The 20,653-nt window shown below is 66.3% G+C and carries 15 protein-coding genes; 4 read left to right on the top strand and 11 right to left on the bottom strand.

The features are described 5' to 3' along the window. Positions 1 to 3: 3 nt before the first annotated feature. The 4 genes from JQX08_RS19965 to JQX08_RS19950 all read right to left on the bottom strand — a co-directional run bounded on the left by JQX08_RS19965 (position 4) and on the right by JQX08_RS19950 (position 6,375). Complete coding sequence (locus JQX08_RS19965; protein WP_205350175.1) at positions 4 to 1,191, bottom strand: lipid-transfer protein; 1,188 nt, start codon at positions 1,189 to 1,191, stop codon at positions 4 to 6. A gap of 165 nt (positions 1,192 to 1,356) precedes the next feature. Beyond that, the gene (locus JQX08_RS19960) at positions 1,357 to 2,163 is read right to left on the bottom strand and encodes an enoyl-CoA hydratase/isomerase family protein (RefSeq protein ID WP_205350174.1); all 807 of its coding nucleotides are present in this window, start codon (positions 2,161 to 2,163) and stop codon (positions 1,357 to 1,359) included. A gap of 59 nt (positions 2,164 to 2,222) precedes the next feature. After that, entirely contained in the window at positions 2,223 to 3,365 is a 1,143-nt protein-coding gene (locus JQX08_RS19955) for an acyl-CoA dehydrogenase family protein (RefSeq protein WP_205350173.1), read from the bottom strand. A gap of 307 nt (positions 3,366 to 3,672) precedes the next feature. Next, entirely contained in the window at positions 3,673 to 6,375 is a 2,703-nt protein-coding gene (locus tag JQX08_RS19950) for a winged helix-turn-helix domain-containing protein (RefSeq protein ID WP_205350172.1), read from the bottom strand. 360 nt (positions 6,376 to 6,735) lie between these two features. Here JQX08_RS19950 and JQX08_RS19945 point away from each other — a divergent pair, with 360 nt between their 5' ends. The 4 genes from JQX08_RS19945 to JQX08_RS19930 all read left to right on the top strand — a co-directional run bounded on the left by JQX08_RS19945 (position 6,736) and on the right by JQX08_RS19930 (position 11,633). Further along, positions 6,736 to 7,509, top strand: a complete 774-nt coding sequence (locus JQX08_RS19945) for an enoyl-CoA hydratase/isomerase family protein (protein WP_205350171.1) — start codon at positions 6,736 to 6,738, stop codon at positions 7,507 to 7,509. 98 nt (positions 7,510 to 7,607) lie between these two features. Continuing rightward, a complete protein-coding gene (locus JQX08_RS19940) occupies positions 7,608 to 8,852 on the top strand; it encodes a thiolase family protein (protein WP_205350170.1) in 1,245 nt (414 codons plus the stop codon). 69 nt (positions 8,853 to 8,921) lie between these two features. Continuing rightward, on the top strand, positions 8,922 to 9,830 hold the full coding sequence (locus JQX08_RS19935) for an SDR family NAD(P)-dependent oxidoreductase (protein WP_205350169.1): 909 nt from the start codon (positions 8,922 to 8,924) through the stop codon (positions 9,828 to 9,830). 231 nt (positions 9,831 to 10,061) lie between these two features. Further along, the gene (locus JQX08_RS19930) at positions 10,062 to 11,633 is read left to right on the top strand and encodes an AMP-binding protein (protein ID WP_205350168.1); all 1,572 of its coding nucleotides are present in this window, start codon (positions 10,062 to 10,064) and stop codon (positions 11,631 to 11,633) included. Between the two features lie 134 nt (positions 11,634 to 11,767). On the opposite strand, the gene JQX08_RS19925 is transcribed toward JQX08_RS19930, so the two are convergent. The 7 genes from JQX08_RS19925 to JQX08_RS19895 all read right to left on the bottom strand — a co-directional run bounded on the left by JQX08_RS19925 (position 11,768) and on the right by JQX08_RS19895 (position 20,617). Next, positions 11,768 to 13,114 (bottom strand): DUF1214 domain-containing protein, encoded by a 1,347-nt coding sequence (locus JQX08_RS19925; protein ID WP_205350167.1) that lies wholly within the window; start codon positions 13,112 to 13,114, stop codon positions 11,768 to 11,770. 146 nt (positions 13,115 to 13,260) lie between these two features. Then, a complete protein-coding gene (locus tag JQX08_RS19920) occupies positions 13,261 to 14,322 on the bottom strand; it encodes an NAD(P)-dependent alcohol dehydrogenase (RefSeq protein ID WP_205350166.1) in 1,062 nt (353 codons plus the stop codon). Positions 14,323 to 14,393: 71 nt separating this feature from the next. Beyond that, complete coding sequence (locus tag JQX08_RS19915) at positions 14,394 to 15,851, bottom strand: acyl-CoA reductase (RefSeq protein WP_205350165.1); 1,458 nt, start codon at positions 15,849 to 15,851, stop codon at positions 14,394 to 14,396. Between the two features lie 3 nt (positions 15,852 to 15,854). Beyond that, positions 15,855 to 17,285 carry a phenylacetate--CoA ligase family protein gene (locus JQX08_RS19910; RefSeq protein ID WP_205350164.1) on the bottom strand — a complete coding sequence of 477 codons (1,431 nt, stop codon included), beginning with the start codon at positions 17,283 to 17,285 and terminating at the stop codon, positions 15,855 to 15,857. Between the two features lie 170 nt (positions 17,286 to 17,455). Continuing rightward, complete coding sequence (locus JQX08_RS19905) at positions 17,456 to 18,178, bottom strand: TetR/AcrR family transcriptional regulator (RefSeq protein ID WP_205350163.1); 723 nt, start codon at positions 18,176 to 18,178, stop codon at positions 17,456 to 17,458. Between the two features lie 60 nt (positions 18,179 to 18,238). Then, positions 18,239 to 19,351: an acyl-CoA dehydrogenase family protein gene (locus JQX08_RS19900; protein WP_205350162.1), complete on the bottom strand. Its 1,113-nt coding sequence runs from the start codon at positions 19,349 to 19,351 to the stop codon at positions 18,239 to 18,241. Between the two features lie 117 nt (positions 19,352 to 19,468). Then, positions 19,469 to 20,617, bottom strand: coding sequence for an acyl-CoA dehydrogenase family protein (locus JQX08_RS19895; RefSeq protein WP_205350161.1), 1,149 nt, complete (start codon positions 20,615 to 20,617; stop codon positions 19,469 to 19,471). Between the last annotated feature and the right edge of the window lie 36 nt (positions 20,618 to 20,653).

Below are 20,653 nucleotides of genomic sequence, written 5' to 3'. Positions count from 1 at the left end.
CCGTCAGTCTTTGCGGTACATGGTGACCACGGCCGCACCACCGATACCGATGTTGTGCTGCAGGGCGATACGCGCGCCTTCGACCTGGCGCTGCTCGGCCTGGCCGCGCAGCTGCTGGACCAGCTCGGTACATTGCGCGAGGCCGGTGGCGCCAATCGGGTGGCCCTTGCAGAGCAGGCCGCCGGACGGGTTGACCACGAATTTGCCGCCGTAGGTGTTGTCGCCGTCATCGACGAACTTCTGCGCACCGCCTTCCGGGCACAGGCCGAGCGATTCGTAGGTGAGCAGCTCGTTCTGCGCGAAGCAGTCGTGCAGCTCGACCACGTCGACGTCCTGGGCGCCGACGCCGGCGATCTCGTAGACCTTGTTGGCCGCCGCGCGCGACATCGAGTAGCCGGCCACGTCACGCATGTCGCCGGAATTGAAGGCTTCCGGGCCATCGGTGGTCAGCGCCTGACCGGCGATATACACGCTGGCATCCAGGCCGTGCTTCTTCGCGTAGGCCTCGCTGCACAACACCACCGCACCGGCGCCGCAAGTCGGCGGGCAGGCCATCGAACGGGTCATCACACCTTCCCACATCACCTGCTCGGCGAGCACGTCCTCGACGGTGACGATCTTGCGGAACACTGCCTTGGGGTTGTTGGCGGCATGGCGGCTGGCCTTGGCGCGAATCTTGGCAAAGGTTTCCAGCGGCGTGCCGAAGCGTTTCATGTGCTCATAGCCGGCGCTGCCGAAGATGCGCAGCGCCGAGGGGATGGCTGCCGCGCCCGGCACGTGGTTGTCGCACTGATCGAGGAACAGCTCCAGTGGGCTGGGACGGTCGGCGAAGGAGCTGGGGATGGCACCGGGGACCATCTGCTCGAAGCCGAAGGCCAGCACGATGTCGGCCATGCCGCTGGCGATCGCCTGGTTGGCGAGGAACAGCGCGGTCGAACCGCTGGCGCAGTTGTTGTTGACGTTGATCACCGGGATGCCGGTCATGCCTACGTTGTAGAGCACGCGCTGGCCGGCCGTGGAGTCGGCGAAGACATAGCTGGCGTAGGCCTGCTGGATCGACTCGTAGCCGACGCCGGCGTCGGCCAAGGCGATACGCACCGCCTGCTCGCCCATGATCGGGTAGGTTTCGCTCTGGCCCGGCTTGGTGAATGGAATCATGCCGACACCGGCGACCACGACTTTCTGCGTCATGTCTTTACTCCTCTCGTTTTTCTGTAAGCCACCAGCCCAGCGCCGGCCCTGGTGAGCAAGGCTGGCGGGCGGTGAGGCGACGAATTTCAGGGTAGGGCTGGAAAGCGCCAGCTGCCCCTCCCCCTCCAGGCAATCGAAGGGGGGGGGGAACCGTAGCGGCGCTACTCAGGACGGGCGCGGCACAGACGGCGGATAGAGCGCCGGTTCCTTGGCCATGAAGCGGCGCAGCGCCTCGGCGTGGTAATCGCTGGCCACGCACAGCGATTGCGCCGCCGCCTCCAGCTGGGTCATCGCCGCGCGGTCGGTCTCGAACGAGCGGTTCAGGATGGTCTTGGCCATGCCCAGCGCGCGGGGCGGGGCGTCATCGAAGCGGCGGGCGAACGACAGCGCCTCGTCCAGCAGACTCTCCGCCGGCACCACCGCCTGGGCGATGCCCAGCGCGACGGCCTCCTCGGCGGCGATTGGCCGCGCCGAGAAGATGATTTCCTTGGCCTTGGCCAGACCGACCAAACGCGGCAGGACGTACATCATCGCCAGGTCCGGGACCAGGCCAACGCCGATAAACGACGGCATCAGCCGCGCGCGCGGCGAGACGAAGACGAAGTCGGCGGCCAGCGCCATCGAGAAGCCGGCGCCCACGGCGACGCCGTCGACCGCCGAGATCACCGGCTTTTCCATATTGGCCAGTTCGGCGAACCAGTCCTGCGAGTCGAGCACGATGTCGCGACCGATAAAGGTCTTCTCGTTGTCGTTCGCCTCGCCCAGGTAGGCCCCGGAACAGAACGCGCCGCCGGCGCCGGTCAGCACCACCGAGGCCACCGAGCGGTCGCCGCGCGCGCGGCGTACCGCTTCGGGCAGCGCGGCCATGACCGCCTCTTCCAGGGCGTTGCGGGTCTGCGGCCGGTTGAGGGTGATCACCGCGGTCTTGCCGATCTTCTCGTACAGCACCGCGGCGTTTGTCGGGTTACTCATGATCCTGCTCCCTCACGGTTGGATCGACCCGGCCGCACGCGGGCGGCCGGGCGCGGCGATTACAGGTTGCGCGAGATGATCAGCTTCTGGATGTGGCTGGTGCCTTCGTAGATCTTGATCACCCGTGCATCGCGGTAGAAGCGCTCGACCGGGAAGTCGTTGAGGTAGCCATAGCCGCCGTGGACCTGGATCGCATCCGAGCAGACCTTCTCGACCATCTCGCTGGCGAACAGCTTGATCAGCGAGGCCTCCTTCGGGCAGCGCACTCCGGCCTGGCACAGACGGGCGGCGTGCAGCATGTACACGTGCGACACCTCCACCTGGGTCGCCATGTCGGCCAGATCGAACGCCACGCCCTGCAGATTGATGATCGGCGCGCCGTAGGCTTCGCGCTCCTTGGCGTACTTCACCGCGGCTTCCAGGGCCGCGCGCGCCACCCCGTTGGCCAGTGCAGCAATCGCCACCCGGCCTTCGTCCAGCCCGGCAATGATGTGCTTGTAGCCGGCCCCTTCGGCGCCCAGCAGGTTGCTCAGCGGCGCCCGGCAGTCTTCCATCTGGATCGCCGCCAGGTTGGCGGTGCGCTGGCCCATCTTTTCCTCGTTGCGGGTGACCGCGAAGCCCGGGGTGCTGGGGTCGACCATGATCAGGCTGACACCTTTCTTGCCGGCGTCCTTGTTGGTGACGGCCACCACGATGGCCACGCCGGCTTCGCCGCCGTTGGAGATGAACTGCTTGCTGCCATTCAACACATAGTGATCGCCATCGCGGCGCGCCGAGGTGCGGAACGCGGCGGTATCCGAACCGGCGTGCGGTTCACTGAGCAGGAAGCAGCCGATCTTTTCGCCACTAATCATCGCCGGCAGCCATTGCTGCCGCTGCTCCTCGGTACCGTCGCGGTAGATCGACAGGGCCACGGAGTTGTGTACATGCAGGGCGGTGGCAAAGCCGGCATCGACCGCGGCAAATTCCTCGATGGTCAGGCAGTACTCGACGAAGCTGAGGCCGACGCCGCCGTACTCTTCGGGGATGTGCATGCCGAGGAAGCCGAGTTCGGCGATCGCATTCAGCTCCGCCCGCGGCCAGGCGCCCGTGCGATCGCGCTCGGCGGCAGTCGGCGCGACCACCTCCTGGGCCACCTTGCGGGCGGAATCGCGGATCATGACTTCCTGCTCGCTCAGGAACGCTGCAGATGTATCGCTCATTGTCTTCCTCGTCTGTCTGGGGGCTCGTCCACCGACACAGCGCTTTGCTGCGCGGCCTGATCCGCGGCGGCGCCATAAGGCCACTGGCCACGGAAGGCCGTCGGTTCGTCCACACCTACAGAATGAGATGACTACCTTCAGCGTCGCTCCTTCCCTATTGGGAGGGGCGATAGCCCCCCCGGATAACTTCCCAGTTCAGGTTGAACACGGCTGCCTGGAAGAATCTGTAGGAGCGAATTTATTCGCGATGCAGACGTGCCCGCATCGCGGATAAATCCGCTCCTACAAAAAGCTCGGAGAGATGGGCCTACTTGATCAGGCCCTGCTGGCGGGCCGCGGTGATCGCGCCGTAGCGGCTCGACACGCCGAGCTTGGCGAGGATGTTCTTGACGTTCCACTTCACCGTGCCGAACGTCAGGTTGAGGGTCAGGGCGATGCGCTTGTTGGACATCGCCTGGGAGATCAGGCTGAGGATTTCCAGCTCGCGCGGGGTCAGCACCGCCGGCTGGCCGCTGCTGGCGTCGCGCGCCAGCGCCGCACCCGCCGCGCCCTCCTCCGCCGCCAGGTGCGCCAGCAGATCGGTCAGGTACTGGCTGGTGAAGGCGTCCAGCGGCAAGTCGGCGCGCAGCTGCTCGAGCAGCTCCATCGCTTCGCTCTCGTCGAGCAGGGTGCGCACCAGGCCGAGTGTGGCGCCGGTCTGCAGGGCCTCGGCCAGCTCGGCGGCGGCGGCTTCGCGGTCATCCTGCATGTCGTGGGCGATGGCCGCGAGCAGGTTGGTCTTGACCATGGCCCGGCCGCGCCCATGCAGCTCACCAAAGCTCCGCACCTCGGCCAGCGCCAGCAGCGCGGCAGCCGGGTCGCGGTCGGCAATCGCGGTGCGCGCGCGCACCGCCGCGGTGATCGCGGCGATCTCACCGTGGCCGCCGGCGCTGCTGCCCTGCTCCGCCAGGGCCTGCAGACGTGCCAGCAGCTCACCGGCCTGGCGCCGCTCACCCATCGCCAGCAGCAGGGCGGCCTGCTCGGCAATCATCGCCGCCTGCGGCCGGCTCAAGCCGAGCAGGTGAAAGTGCGCCGCCTGGTCTTCGAGGAAGCGCAGGGCATCCTGCGGCTCGCCGCGCAGCACTTCGATACGCGAGCGGCACAACGAGGCGCGCGCCATCACGTCCGGCATCGAGAACTGCAGAATGCCCGAGCGGTTGGCCAGCACCGCCAGCGCGTCATCAATGCGATCGAGCTCGTAATAAGCGTCGCTCAGCGTCGAGGCGCACAGGTTGGCGGCCACCGAGCCACGCCCATAGCCAGCCTCGGCGCGCGCCAGCACGCCGGCGCCGATGCGCTCGGCCTCGCGCACGCTGCCGCGGGTCAGGTAGGCCAGCGCGCGGTTGCTTTCGAAGACCATGGCCATGTCGTTGTCGCGGTCGTCCGGGTTGATCGGGTTGTCATCGAACAGCCGCCGCACGTCCTCGAAACGCCCCATCGCCAGGTAGGCCACCACCAGCGCCGACAGGCTGATGTAGCGCAGCGAGCGATTCTCCACCGGCGCCTTGAGCGCCGGCTCGAGCAGGTCGATGACCCGCTTGAGGTCGTCGAGCTGCATCGCCACGGCGGCGTCAGCCAGGGCGAAGCGCGAGGAAATCGCCGGGTTCTTCGCCGCCTCGGTGCGGCGGATCTGCTCCAGCCAGCGCTCGGCCTTCTCCGGCCGCGCCGTGAGCGCGTAGGTCAGGCAACCGAGGACGAACAGCCGCGGGTGGGCGAACAGGGTTTCCTGCGGCAGGCGGTCGAGCAGGTGCAGCATCGGCCCGATGTAGGCCATGCTCCAGGTGGTGGTCGCGGCCTCTTCGAGGGCGCTCACCGCGTAGTCGAGATCGCCGCTCAGGTTGGCGTGGCGGATCGATTCGGCGAGGAAGTCGTGCTCGGCGAACCACTGGCTGGCCCGCCCGTGCAGCGCCTCGACCACAGCCTGGCCCTGCTGCGCCAGGCGCTGCGCGAGGAACTCGCCGAACAGCGGATGGAAGCGATACCACGGCAGGCGGTCGTCCGACTCCACCCGGTAGATCAGCAGGTTCTCGTCCTCGGCCAGGCGGATCAGCTCGGCGGCGCGCGGGTCCTGGGCGACGAACTCGGCCAGCTCGGCGTTGAAGCGCCGGAAGATCGAGATCTTCTCCATCAGCTCGACCAGTTCCTCGGGCAGGCAGGCCACCACGTCCTCGGCGAGGTAGGCCTGCAGATCGGACGACTTCCACAGCAGCGAGCGCAGCTTGGCGCGCTTGGCCGGGCGCACGCGCAGCATGGTGGCGATCGGCTGCAGGCTGGCCGGCCAGCCGCCGGTCAGGTCATGAATCAGGCGGTCCTCGTCGGCGGTGAGGGTCAGGCTGCTGAGGTTCTGCTCGAAGAACGCCTTGGTCTCGTCCAGGTCGAACGGCAGCTCGGCAAAGTCGATTTCCGCGACATAGCCCTGCATGCGCAGCCGGCCGAGGCTGAGCGGCGGAATGGTGCGCGAGGCGATCACGATGTGCAGGTTGGCCGGGCAGTGGTCGAGCAGCTTCTGGATCAGCCGATGCGCCGACGGCGCCTCGATGTGCTGGTAGTCGTCGATCAGCAGGTACAGCTCGCGACCGATCTCCTCCGCCGCGCGGGTCACCACGGCGACCACCGCGTTCATCGACTGGTCGCCGCCGTCGGCATTGAGCATCTCGCCGTCGATCTGGATGCCCAGGTGCTGCAGGGCCGTCAGCAGGTAGGAGAAGAAGCTCTGGAACTCCTTGTCGTCATGGCTGAACGACAGCCAGGCGACCTCGACCCCGGCCTTCATCAGTTCCTGCCGCCATTGCGCGAGCAGGATGGTCTTGCCGAACCCCGCTCCGCCAGTAATCAGCGTGACGGTGCTGTCCTGCGCCTCGCGCAGGCGGCCGAGCAGGTGCGCGCGCGGGATGTGCCGCGTGTTCAGTCGCGGTGGCGAGAACTTGGTCGCGACCAGCAGATTCTCGGAATTCATTACCGTGGTTTGCATCGATTGACTGCTCCGCCTTGCCCATCGGCCGCGCCACGCAGAGCCGACCGTCAACACCATCATGGCAGGTCCGGGGCGAGTCGCCCCGCCCGGCATACCGATAAAGCCGCCTAGCCTGGCAGGCCTGCGCCGACCCGCCCATGGCAATTCCCGCCATCCGCGCCGCCGGCAGGACGCCCGCCGCCACCCCGTGGATAGCGGCCCCGGACCACGCCGCAGCCCGATGGTAAGCCCGCTGCGCACGCCTGACACCCACTCCCCTCCCCACCCGTCCATTAAGGGAGGGGTGGGTCCGAAAGCGCCTGACGTAACGTCACATCTGACCCAAAACGCCATTTGCAAGCTGAGCGAGGATAAGAAATGAGCGAGTCGGTTTCCTTTGAAGTGAAGGGCCAGGTGGGCTGGATCACCTTGACCCGGCCGAAGGCCATGAACGCCCTCAACCGCGACATGCTCGATGCGATGATCGAGTGTCTGAAAGGCTGGGAACATGACGCCAGCGTGCGCGTGGTCGCCCTGACCGCCACCGGCCGAGCGTTCTGCGCCGGCGCCGACCTGAAGGCCGGCGGCACCCCTCAGCCGGGCGAAATGGACCTGCTGGACACCATCGTGGCGTTCTTCGACCGCCTGCGCGTCTTCCCTAAACCGGTGATCGCCGCGGTCAACGGCATGGCCCTGGCCGGTGGTCTGGAAACCGTGCTGTGCTGCGACTTCGTGATCGCCGCCGAGAGCGCCAGCTTCGGCGACGCGCACTCCAACTTCGGCGTGTTCCCGGGTGGCGGTGGCGCTGCCGTACTGCCGCGCAAGATTCCGGAGAACATCGCCAAGTACATGTTGTTCACCGGCGACGCCCTGCCGGCTGCGGACATGAAGCAATACGGTCTGGTCAGTGAAGTGGTGGCCGACGATGAACTGGTCGCCCGCGTCCAGGCGATTGGCGACAAGCTCGCCGACAAGAGCCCGCTGGTGCTGCGCAAGATGAAGAAAGTCTGTGACGAAGCCACCGACAAGAGCCGCGCCGATGCGCTGCGCCACGAACTGCTGGCGCTGCGCGACCACCAGCGCTCCTACGACATGGCCGAAGGCGTGCGCGCCTTCGCTGAGAAGCGCAAGCCGGCTTTTAAAGGTTATTGATCGGCAAGGGCTACTGATCCCGTCACTCAACCAATAGCCATGATCTCGCGAGCCCAACGCAGCTATGCCGACGCGCAGCAGATCGTGCAGGAGTAGAAATGGAAAACGTCTATATCGTCGGCGTGGGCATGACCAAATTCGGTCGCCACGTGGACAAAACCGTCAAGCAACTCACCGCCTGGGCCGTCGAAGACGCCCTGAAAGACGCCGGTTGCGACCGCAAGTGGATTCAGGTTGGCTTCTTCGGCAACTGCACCCAGGGCCACTTCGACGGCCAGCACATGATCCGTGGCCAGGTCGCCCTGCTGCCGCTGGGCCTGGACGGCATCCCGATCTTCAACATCGAAGGCGCCTGCGCCTCCTCCAGCCACGCCTTCAGCTTGGCGGTCACCCAGCTGCAAGCCGGTGCCGCTGACGTTGCCATCGCCGTCGGCGCGGAGAAGATGTTCTACAGCGACAAGGCCAAGATGTTCTCCGCCTTCGAGTCGGCCTGGGACATCGAGACCTTCGAGGACAACAAGAACTACCTGGCAGCCATGGGCAAGAGCATCGTGCCGCCGGAAGGTTCGCAGTCGAAGAACCCCTACAGCCCGTTCATGGACGTCTACGCGGCCCTCGGCCGTGGCGGCCTGATGGAGCGCTACGGCATCACCCAGCGCCAGCTGGCTGCCGTGTCGTCGAAGAACCACGGCCATTCGGTGCACAACGAGCGCTCGCAGTACCGCAACGCCATGAGCATCGAGGAAATCCTCGCCGCGCCGCCGATCACCTACCCGATCACCCTGCCGATGTGCTCGCCGATCTCCGACGGCGCCGCCGCGGCGATCCTCTGCACCGAGTCGGCGCTGAAGAAGTACGGCTTCGACAAGAACCGCGCGATCAAGGTGCTGGCCTCGGTGGTGCGCTCGGCCTCGGCACGCGCCGCTGAAGACTTCGACAAGGGCTGCACGCACCTGGCTGGCAAGGCGGCGTTCGAGCAGGCCGGGATCAGCCCGTCCGACGTCGACGTGGCCGAAGTGCACGACGCCACCGCCATCGGCGAGCTGCTCGCCATCGAAGCCCTGGGTCTCTGCGAACCGGGCATGAGCGGCGTGGATGCCGAGCGCGGCGACAGCGCGCTGGGCGGCCGTCTGCCGGTCAACCCGTCGGGCGGCCTGGAATCCAAGGGCCACCCGATCGGCGCCACCGGCATCGGCCAGATCTTCGAGCTGGTCGAGCAGCTGCGCGGTAACTGCGGCCCGCGCCAGGTGGAAGGCGCACGCATCGCCCTGCAGGGCAACGGCGGCGGCCTGTGGCGCGTCGAGGAATCGACCGAGCACGTCGGCATCTTCAGCCGCGCCTGATGACCTGAGGCGCGGCCCTCCCCGGCCGCGCCGCACCCTTCGCTACTCACTGAATTTGAGGTTAACAAGATGACCATTCGCTTCGACGGCCAAGTGGCCATTGTCACCGGCGCCGGCAACGGCCTGGGCCGCATTCACGCACTGGAACTCGCCAAGCGTGGCGCCAAGCTGGTGATCAACGACTTCGGCGGCAGCCGTGACGGCACCGGTTCTTCCACCGAGTCCGCCCTGGCCGTGGTCGAAGAAATCCGCCAGGCCGGCGGCACCGCCATCGCCAACGGCGCCAACGTCGCCGACTTCGCGCAGGTCCAGGCCATGGTCGCCCAGACCGTCGCCGAGTTCGGCCGCGTCGACATCCTGATCAACAACGCCGGCATCCTGCGTGACAAGTCGTTCGCCAAGATGGATCTGGCCGACATCCACGCAGTGATCAACGTCCATCTGATGGGCGCGATGAACTGCTCCAAGGCCGTCTGGGACGTGATGAAGGAGCAGAACTACGGGCGCATCCTGATGACCACCTCCGCCGCCGGCCTGTTCGGCAACTTCGGCCAGGCCAACTACGGCGCGGCGAAGATGGCCGTGGTCGGCCTGATGAACATGCTGGCCATCGAAGGCCGCAAGAACAACATTCGCGTCAACACCCTGGCGCCGATGGCCGCCACGCGCATGACCGAAGACGTGATGCCGGAAGCCCTGCTCAAGGCCAGCCGTCCTGAGCAAGTGACTCCGGGCGCCCTGTACCTGGTCAGCGAAAACGCCCCGACCAAGCTGATCCTCGGCGCCGGTGCTGGCGTGTTCACCGCCGTGCGCATGGAAGAGACCGCGCCGGTGCACATCGCCGGTGACGTCGCTCCGGAAGACGTGGAAGCCGCGATCGAGCAGATCACCGACTGGAGCAGCGCCGGCCCGCGTGACGATGCCAACGCCCAGGTCGCGCTGTTCGTCGACACCGCGATGAAAGCCCTCAACGCTTGAGGCGAGTGCAGATTCGGCGTTAGCTAGAATCGACAGCAAAATCCGCAGCTGAACACGCTGCGGATGGACTGGACGCCTGGTACCGGCCCCGGAAGCCCCCGAGCAGACCGCTCGGAGGGTTCCGGGGCCATCGTCCACTACCAGCATTCACAGCGAACGACTGCCGCTGGCACCGACTGCCATCCGCATGCCCCCAGCGGGCGCGCCCCGGCATTCGGGAAGGAGAACAAGATGACCACGATGAATTTCGCACGCACGGTAAGAAACCTGGCCGTGCGCTTCGCTGACCGGGAAGCCCTGGTCAACATCGAGCGCAACCGTCGCTACACCTTCCGCGAACTGCACCTGCTCACCAACCGCATCGTCAACATGATGCGTGAGCGCCTGCAGTTGCAGCGTGGCGATATCTACCTGTGCATCCTCGATAACGACAACCTGTCGCTGCTGCACGCCTGGACCGCCATGAAAGGCGAGGCGGCAGGCGCCTACACTAATTTCCGCGACTCGCTCGAAGAGCACCGCGGGCAGATCGCACTGATTAAGCCCAAGGTGGTGTTCCTCGAAAACAGCCTGCTCGATCGCTACTTCGACCTGCTCCGCGAACAGGGCATCACGGTGGTCTGCATGGACCCGCCAGTGATCCAGCAGAACGGCCTGCGTTACTTCTGGGACCTGCTCGAAGGGGTCAGCGACGCCACCCCCGAAGTGGCGCAGGACACGCAGAACGACGTGGTCTCCTACCGCTTCACCGGCGGGACCACCGGGGTCAGCAAGTGCGTGCCCTACACCATGGACAACTGGCTGGCGCTGCGCGACTCCATGTACATGGAGAGCGAGCAGCCCTACCAGCCGGAGACGCGCTTCCTGCACATGGCGCCGATCAGCCACGGCTCCGGCCTCGGCCTGCTGCCGACGCTGTTCCGCGGCGGCTGCACGGTGACCCAGAACATCCCGGACATGGTCCAGCTGTGCCGCAACATCGAGGCCGAACGCATCACCATGACCCTGCTGGTGCCGACCATGATCTATCGGCTGCTGGAAATGCCCGAAGCCACCAGCTTCGACCTGTCGTCGCTGAACAGCCTGGCCTATGGCGCCGCGCCGATGAGCCCGACCAAGCTGCGCCAGGCCCAGGAACGCTTCGGCAACATCTTCATGCAGATCTACGGCGCCACCGAGTGCCTGCATGCGGTGGCGATGCTCAGCAAGGCCGACCACCTGAACGCCAGCGACGAGCAGATCGGCTCGGCCGGGCGCATCGCCGCCGGCGCCGAAGTGATCATCGTCGACGACGACGGCCGCGAAGTGCCACACGGCGAAACCGGCGAGCTGTGGGTGCGCTCGCGCGGCACGGTATCCGGCTATTTCGACAACCCGGAGGCGAGCGCCAGCGAATTCGTCGATGGCTTCTGGAAATCCGGCGACCTCTGCTACCTCGACCAGGAAGGCTTCCTGCATCTGGTCGACCGCAAGAAGGACATGATCATCACCGGCGGCTTCAACGTGTACGCCGTGGAAGTCGAGGCGGCGCTCAACTCGCACCCGGCGGTGTCCAACTCGGCGGTGGTCGGCATCCCCCATGAGGAATGGGGCGAGGCGCTGCATGCCGAGGTGATGGTCAAGGCCGGCGAGGAGGTTTCCGCCGAGGCGCTGATCGAGCACGTCAAGGGTCGCCTGGGCCGCTTCAAGGCGCCGAAGTCGATCCTGTTCGTCGACGCGCTGCCGGTCAGCGTGGTCGGCAAGGTGCTGCGCCGTCAGGTGCGCGAGAAGTACTGGAAGGACAAGGCGCGACGCGTGTCCTGATCCGCAAGCTTTACCCTTGCTGCCCCGGGCGGCACCGGCGTTTCCACGAACGACGGTGTTTGCCCGGGGCTTTTTTATTGTGCGCAAAAAAAACGGCAGTCCGGGAGACCCGAACTGCCGTTGGCATGGATGACTCAGGAGCGCTTGATCACCGGCGGGTAGTAATCACCGCTGACCGCGCCGTTCTTCGGCCCGTAGAAGCGGAAGATCATGCGGTAGTTGTGGCCCGGCTGGGTCGGCAGCCAGTTGCCTTGCGGCGCGTCCTTGGGCTGTTCCGGGGCGAAGTACAGGGTCAGCGAACCGTCCGGGTTGTACTTCAGATCCGCCTGGTCGTTGAGCGAGAAACGGTTCAGCGGGTTGGGTAGCACCAGGAAGGTCTTGGAATCGGTGACGGTGATCGACCAGTAGTAATTCGCCAGGGTGTCCGGCAGTTGGTCGGCGGGGAACGTCACCGAGTAGCTCTGGGTGCTCTGCAGCGGTTGGCCCTGGTCATCCAGGGTGCCGCGGTAGTAGACCACTTCCTTCTGGTTGTTGGCCCAGATGCCGCCGTAGTTGACCAGGGTACGGGTCAGGAAGTCATTGCCGTAGACCCCGGAGGTAGCCGGGCGAGCCCAGCCATTTTTGGCGGTGCCGTGGCCCATTAGCGGCGAGGCCTTGGCGATGTTGGCAAAGGCAACGGTGCGGATCGACTTGTCGATGCGCGCGCGCTCGGCCGGGTCGGCGATGGCCGCGGCAATGGCACGCACATTGGCCTGCTGGGTTTCCATACCGGGGTTGATGTCCGGCTCCTGCAGCGCCACGGTCGCCGAGTCGAAGGCTTCCACACCGGGCAGCTGGCCGGCGGCGAACATCAGGGTTTGCGGCACTTCCGGAAGTTTCGGTGAGCCGCTCGGGCGCATCGTGAACTGGTGCTGCAGACGCTCGGCCTCGCTCCAGTCCTTGCCCAGCTCGACCCGGCTCAGCACCCGCAGGGTGCGCGCCGGCACATCGATGCGCTGGGTACCGGCCGGCAGGCTGACCTTGGCGTCCTTCAGGCACACCGCGAACTCGCCGTCCGGATGCTTGGGAAACTCGCGCTCGTTGATGTTGGCCAGGGTCTCGCCCCAGCCGTTGAGAAACTGCACGGTGTAGTAGCGATCAACCACCTTCGGCACCGAGACCAGCGTGCAGCTGTTCTCGTCGATCCCGACCCAGGCCTCGGAATAGGCGACATCCAGGTTGGGGTTGGCCCAGGCCACCGCGCCGGGCTTGCGGTGATGCAGGGTGTTCCACTGCAGGCCGTCCTTGAAGTCCAGCTGTTGCTGGCGGGTCACCAGCAGGCGGCCGAACAGGTAGATGTAGGCGTCGCTGATGTCTTGATCGGTGATCGCCGCGGGGGCTGCTGGAGTGGTTTGCGCGAGGGCGAGCGGCGCCTGCAGGCAGGCTGCCACCAGCCAGGTTGCGGCGGCAGCGCCAAGGGCGGTAGGTAATCGCATGGACATGAACATTCTCCGTCGAAAGCAATCGGTACGACCTCTAGGATCATAGCCAGTTAGCCTGCATCGGATCGCTCTCGCCCCCCTCCCTTTGGAGTGGGCAGTGCACCGGGCAGCGGCGCTCGTCATGCGGCGCCCCTGCCCGGTCTGCGTCAGTCGACCTGCACGTCGGCCAGCGAGGCCATGTCGATGACGAAGCGGTACTTCACGTCGTTCTTCTCCATGCGCTCGAAGGCGGCGTTGATGTCCTGCATGCGGATCATCTCGCAGTTCGGCAGCACCTGATGCTCGGCGCAGAATTCCAGCAGCTCCTGGGTCTGCGCCAGGCCGCCGATCAGCGCGCCGGAGATCGAGCGGTTGTTGCGCGCCAGCAGGCCGCCGTGGATCGGCTCCAGCGGCTCCAGCGCACCGACCAGCACCAGCTTGCCGTTACGGGCCAGCAGCATCAGGTAGGGATTGACGTTGTGCTTGCTGGGGATGGTGTCGAGGATCAGGTCGAAGCGGTTGGCCGCGCCCTTCATCGCTTCCGGATCGCTGGACAGCAGCACGTGATGCGCGCCCAGCGCACGGGCATCGTCGGCCTTGCTCGGCGAAGTGGTGATCACCGTAACTTCCGCACCCAGCGCGGCCGCCAGTTTGACCGCCATGTGGCCGAGACCGCCGAGCCCGACCACTGCGATGCGGGTGCCCTGCTTGACGCCATGTTCGCGCAACGGCACCCACACGGTGATCCCGGCGCACAGCAGCGGGCCGGTGTAGCGCAGGTCGAGCGCCGCCGGCACGCTGAGGACGAACTCTTCGCGCACCACGATGTGCTGCGCGTAGCCGCCGAGGGTGACGTCGCCGGTATGGCGGTCGCGGCCGTTATAGGTCGCGGTCATGCCCTTCTCGCAGTGCGGCTCCTGATGCGCTTCGCAGGCCGCGCAGTGCTGGCAGCTGTCGACCAGGCAACCGACCGCCACGCGGTCGCCGACCTGGTAGCGGCTCACCTGGCTGCCGACCGCGGTGACGTGGCCGACGATCTCGTGACCGGGCACACAGGGGAACACGGTGCTGCCCCAGTGGTTGTGGGCGAAATGCAGGTCGGAGTGGCAGACGCCGCAATAGGCGATCTCGATGGCCACGTCATCGTCGCGCAGCACGCGGCGCGCGATGCGCATCGGCGCCAGCTGTGCGTGGGCTTCGTGGGCGCCATAGGCAAGACAATCAGTCATGACAGTTTTCCTCAGACAAAGAGTGCAAACGTAGAAAACGAAACGGCCCGGCATGCGCCGGGCCTGGGGCTTTAGATCGAAGGTCGGAGCCAGGGCGCCGCCGTGGTTTCCGGCGAGGCGATCTGGTTGGAGATCCACTTGCCCATGCGCCGCATCGGCTCGAGCGAGTCCTGCGGGGCGGCGAACTTCATCGCCGCCGCGTAGCCCAGCGAGACGATGCGCTGTGCGCCGTAGAGCGGCAGGACGTCCTTCAGCTGGTCCTTGATGCTCTCCGGGTAGACGCCGACGGTCTGGGTGTAGGAGTCCACCGCATCCATCATTTCGTCGAGCGAATCGACCGGCACCAGGTTGGCGGTGCGGTCGTCGAGGCTGGTGGAGAAGGACACCGGCTCGGGAATCTGCGAGCAGATCACTGCGCCTTCGCCGTCCTTGCCGCCGATGACCTTGTACCACTCGTCATCCAGGCGCAGCGCGTCGACTTCCGCCTTGAGGCGCTGGTCGTAGCGCTTGGGCGCGGTGGACAGGGTGTTCGGCAGGCCGAGCATGGCCTCGTAGACGTACTGGCCGAAGGTATTCAGGCGCGCCAGGCCATCCTCGTCGGTGCCGCTCTGCACGTAGATCACCCGGGCGCAGACGCAGCCCTTCTGGTTGATCGCGCCGATGTCGGCGGCCAGGCGCACGGCGGCCTCGCGCATGCTCGCTTCGCTGGCGAAGGTGGCCTCGCCAATGATCGATGCGCTGCGCTTCGGGTCGAGGGAGATCAGTTCGAGGCCTGGCTGGATGTACTGGGTGACGTGCTTGATCGAGGCGAAACCGCCCCAGGCGACGATCTTCTCCAGGTTCTGCGGCTGGTACAGGCGCTGTTCGAGGGCCTGGTCGCCACCTTTCCAGTAGGCCACGGTGAGGTGCTTGGTCAGCGGGTGGTCCGGTGCCATGTCGATCATGGTGCGGGCGATGGCCAGTGCGGTGAACGGGTCGTTGGACGGTGCCTTGATGATCGCGTCGCTGCGCAGGACCATGTTGCGGATGATGGTCCACAGCGACAGCGACACCGCGTTGCCGGCGACGATGTGCAGGGTGCGCGCGCCGAAGCAGCGCACTTCCAGTTCGGTGCCGTCGAGCAGGGTCTGCTTGACCCAGCCTTCCAGGTAATCGACGCCCACGGTGGTTTCCACCATCTCGCGGATGAACTCACGCGTCAGCATGTGCTGCAGGCCCATGTACGAGGCCCGGACGATGGTCGGGGTGGTCGGTGCGGTCAGGTAGGACAGCTCGCAGGCTTCCTGCAGGTAGCGGTTCTTGCTGTATTCCAGGCGTTCGCCGAGGGCCACGCAGTAGTCGAGGATGTCCTCGAAGCTCAGTTCGTACAGGTCGGCCAGCTTGGCCGGATTGCCCAGTGGCAGCTTGTCGATGTACTTGTGCGCATCGGGGGTGAGGAAGGCCAGGTCACCGCCACGGCCACCCACTTCGATCAGGTTGTCGGTGATGACTTCGCCGCGAATGATCAGCGGCGCGATGGGATGGGTCATGGATCAGCCCTCGAAGGTATTCAGGAAGTCCATCGCCTCGCGATGGGACTGTTCGGAGGCGGCGCAGGTGATCTTGTCGTCGCCGCCGTTCTTGTCGCTGTAGCGCTGGATCGCGCCGGCCACGTAACGGCTCGGCCGGCCGCAGGCGCAGGGCTTGTCCCACTCCACGGTGATCTCGTCGCCGGTGATGAAGCCGCCCCAGCGCAGGTCGGCGCCGAGGTCGAAGAACGCCGCGCGGCCGGTCTGCCGACCTTCACGGGGCAGCGACTTGCCGGTTTCCGGGTCGAGCACGAAGGGAATCGCGGTGTGCGCGAAGTGGTAGTTGCCGTGCTCGCACTTGGCGTGCGAACCGCTCGGCGTTTCCGACATCGCGTAGGTCTCGTTGATCTTGTTCACGCCGGTGAAACGCATCACCTCTTCGCGCCAGCCCTCGGGCTGCACCACGCCCTTGGCACCGCCGGTGGTGGCGATCCACGAATCGGGGTGGAACACGCCCTCGATGCCGCGTTCCAGACCGGCCTTGGCCATGTTGTGCAGGAGGTTCCAGGTGCCGCCGATGTACACGCGCTTGCCCTTGAGTTCGCGGGTCATCTCGTCGAAGAAGTTGGCCAGGTGCTGCGGCATGTCGGCCTGCAGCTGATCGAAGGCCTTCTTCTTGGCCAGCAGCTCGGGGCTGATCACCAGACGGTCGAGGGTGCCCTTGGCATGTGCCGCGCGGACCTTGGCGCCGAGGTGCAGCACGTCGCTGGACAGCGTCGCCGGGTAGGCGGCATGGAAGTTGTCCAGGCTCGGCAGCACCGTGCGCATGAGCATCACGTTGCCGCGCAGGTGGCTGAGGTAGCCCTTGCGGTAGTAGGGATAGGCGGAATGCATGTCCACCGCCGGGCTGTCCGGGCCAGTCATGCCCCAGGCATACAGGCGACGGATCTGCACGGATTTCTCGAACTCGCGGAAACCCAGCGGCAGGAACGACAGGGTGCCGGAAGTGCCGGAGGTGTGGCTGAGGCACAGCTCGGGTACCGCTTCGTCCATGGTCTCGAACCAGTCGTCGAGGCCCTGGCAACCGCTGACGTCGGTGGCGAGGATCTTTTCACCGATTTCCGGGATGACCAGCCGGCTCAGCCACTTGTTGATCGCGGTGAAGTTGTTCTTCTCCAGCAGCGATGGCGGGTAGGACTTGAACACCGTGTGCTCGAACAGCAGCGGCACCAGATCCTCGAGTTTCTCGATGCGCTCGACGCCCTCGCCATCGGCGAGCTTCTTCAGCACCGGAATGCTGTCGCGCATTTGCGCGAAGCGGCGCTGGAGTGCCGCCAGTTGCAGCGCATCGACCTCGTCGCGCGGCAGCTGATTCCAGGTCTCGAAGGAGTGCTCGGCCAACTCCGCAGGGTTGGTCAACAGCAGTTCGACCTTCTCGTCGATTGTTCGTGTCATGCGCAGAGCCTCCTCGAATTCGCTCGTTCGCGTGTCGAGGGGAACGCTCCCCCATCGCCACCGTAGAGCCAGTGTAGGGAGCCTCGGCGCCGATTAGTTCCGGATTCAGTCACCCGAAAAAATCGCCTAACTATTTGTTTTAGATGGCTTTTTAAAACACAGACCGGCGGTCAGCGGCGCGTTTCCAAATCCGGGGTGGTCAGCAGCGCATGGATCATCCGCGCCAGCAGGCGGACGGTGTCGGGGGCCACCAGGTACTGCGGCCGCTCGAGCAGCAGCGCGCGCGGGATGGCCACCACCGCCTGATAGGCGAGGAAGCCAGCCTTCTCCCGATCGCGCACCAGCACCTCGCTGGAAAAGCGCTCGACCAATGCGGGAATCACCATCGCCGACCAGAAGCGCTCCGCCTTGACCAGGTCGAGGCGCACCAGCTCGGCGTGATAGGCGGCCTTGATGCTCAGCTCCGAATCGATCTGCATCCAGCGGTGCAGGGCCGCCAGTCCGCAGCTGAGCACCCGTTCGATGCCGTCGAGCAAGGTGGCGGTCGCCGGCAGACTGGCCAGGCTGGCGATCCCCTCCTGGCGCGCCTCGTCGCGGTAGTCGTCGAAGATCGCCCCGACCAGCGCTTCGATGGTCGGGAAGTACTCGTAGATCGAACTGATGGCGACCCCCGAGTAGTCCGCCAGGCGGTACACCGACAAGCCGCCGCGACCGTCCTGCTCGAGGATGTCGCGGCCGGCTTTTTTCAGTGCCTCGACCAGGGCGACCGAACGCGCCTGGCGCGGCAGTTTGCGCTGCCGGGCGGTGAGTTCGACCAGCAGCACGTCGCCGCCGGCCTGGGACGGGGTGTCCTTGAGCGCGGCGGCATCGGTTTGCAGGGTACGGTTGAGCATGACAATCAGCGCCTCATGGTGTCGGCGCTCGGCGGCAAACCGCCAAGCCGGCCGGCGGGCTCACAGCGACGCGCCAAGCGCGTCGGCGATCCACTGTTTGTGGCAATCGGTGGTGCCGCCGGAGATCGACAGCAGCAGCGCCTCGCGCGCCAGGCGTTCGATCTCGCTGTCGCGGCCCGCGCCGCCCTGCACCTGCATGGCGGCGTGACAGACCCTCACCGCCAGCTCGCAGACCAGCCACTTGGCCATCGACACCGCGGTGCCGCCGGCCTCCTTCTGGGCGATGGCCTGGAAGCACATCAGCCGGGCGGCTTCGATGAAGGTGGCCATCTCGGCGAGCCGGGTCGCCACCTGCGGAGCGACCTGCAGGCCGGGGTGCAGCGCGTGCAGGTGGGCCAGCGCGGCGTCGAGGGCCGCGCGCATCAGGCCGAGCGCCAGCAGGGCGATATCGGCATGCTGCTTGGCCAGCAGCCGCCGTGCGCTGTGCAGCCCCGCTTCGCCGATCCAGATGCGATCGACGCTGAGCACCCGCACCGCGCTGAAGCTGATCTGCGCGGCGGGCTGACCGTTCACCGCGACCCGCTCGAGCTTGCGCGACAGATAGCCGTGGTCCTTGCGGTCGACGATCAGATGCCACCGCGCGCCCTGCTCAGCGCTGGCAGCAACAATGAGGAAATCGGCGAAATGGCCATTGGCGACCCAGCCGGCCTCGCCGGACAGCACGACACTGTCGCCGTCCGGCACGGCATGGATCGACGGATTCAGCGCCGCGTCGGCATCACCCAGGCAGAAGCCGGCGCACGCGCGCCCCGCCAGCAGGTCGGCGAGGTAGCGATCGCGCAGGTGCGCCTGGGTTGCCGGCAGCTCGGCGAGAACCGTGGCCGCCGCGCGGTTGGTGATCACGCACCAGGCGATGTCGAGCGAGACGACGCTGAGCTCCTCGAACAGCATCGCCTCGGTGCTCGGCGACAGGCCTAGGCCACCGAGGCTCTTGGCCACGCTGGCGCCGGGCAGGCCGAATTCGGCGATCGCCTGGGTGATGTCGAGCATCCGCTCTTTGGGAATCGGCCGGTCGCGGTAGCCGCGCGCGATCGGCTCGATCTCCGAGGCGAGGAACTGGCGAAAGCTGTCGATCACAAACCGCTGATCTGCGCTGGGACTCTCAACATTCATGGCCCGATTCCTCGTCAGGGCGGTGTCCTGCAGCCCGGTACGATCCAGGTCCGGATAAGGGTAGGAAGCACCGCCAGGCCCGTCCCCTCGCCTTTCGAGGGGGCCGCCCGCAGGCCGCTAGCCGAGGCTGCGCGAGATGATCAGCTTCTGGATGTGGCTGGTGCCTTCGTAGATCTTGGTCACCCGCACGTCACGGCAATAGCGCTCGACAGGGAAGTCGTTTAGGTAGCCGTAGCCGCCATGCACCTGCAGGGCGTCGGAGCAGACCTTCTCGGCCATCTCGCTGGCGAACAGCTTGGCGATCGAGGCCTCCTTGGCACACTGGACCCCGGCTTCGCACAAGCGCGCGGCATGCACCACGTACTGGTGCGACACGTCGACTTTCATCGCCATTTCGGCCAGGTCGAAGGCCACGCCTTGCAGGTTGATGATCGGCGCGCCGTAGGCCTCGCGTTCCTTGGCGTAGGCGACCCCGGCGTCCAGCGCGGCACGCGCCACACCGGTGGCCACCGCGGCGATGGCCACTCGGCCCTCGGACAGCGAACCCATGATGGCCCCGTACCCGGCCCCTTCGGCGCCGAGCAGGTTGTCCAGCGGCACGCGGCACTCCTCGAGCTGGATCTGCGCGACGTGCGCCGAACGCTGGCCGAGCTTCTCCTCGATGCGCGCGACGACATAGCCGGGATGCTCGTGCGGATCGACGATGAACAGGCTGCTGCCCTTCTTGCCGGCGGCCTTGTCAGTCACCGCGAGGACCAGGCCGACGCCCGCTTCGTTGCCGTTGGAGATGAACTGCTTGCTGCCGTTGAGCACGTAGTGCTCGCCCTCACGGCGGGCACTGGTACGGAACGCCGCGGTGTCGGAGCCGGCCTGCGGCTCGCTCAGCAGGAACGCGCCGATCCGCGAACCGTCGGCGATACCCGGCAGGTACTTGCGCTTCTGCGCCTCGGTGCCGAGCCGGGCGATCGACATGCCGGCGGAGTTGTGCACATGGATCAGCGTGGCGAAACCGGCGTCGGCGGCGGCGAACTCTTCGATGGCCAGGCAGTACTCGACGAAGCTCAAGCCCGCGCCGCCGTACTCCTCGGGGATCAGCATGCCGAGAAAACCCAGCTCGGCGGCCGCCGCCAGTTCAGCGTGCGGCCAGGCACCGCTGCGATCCCGCTCGGCCGCGGTGGCCGCGACCACCTCGAGCGCGACCTTGCGCGCCGAGTCGCGAATCATCAGTTCTTGTTCGCTCAGAAAAACAGAGGAGGAATCGCTCATCGTTACACCTTGTACATTTCGCTTAATGGGTAGAAA

The sequence above is a fragment of the Zestomonas insulae genome, assembly GCF_016901015.1.
Taxonomy (GTDB): domain Bacteria; phylum Pseudomonadota; class Gammaproteobacteria; order Pseudomonadales; family Pseudomonadaceae; genus Aquipseudomonas; species Aquipseudomonas insulae.
The sequence above is the reverse complement of the archived record's forward strand: the minus strand, read 5'-3'. Positions and strand labels throughout refer to the sequence as shown.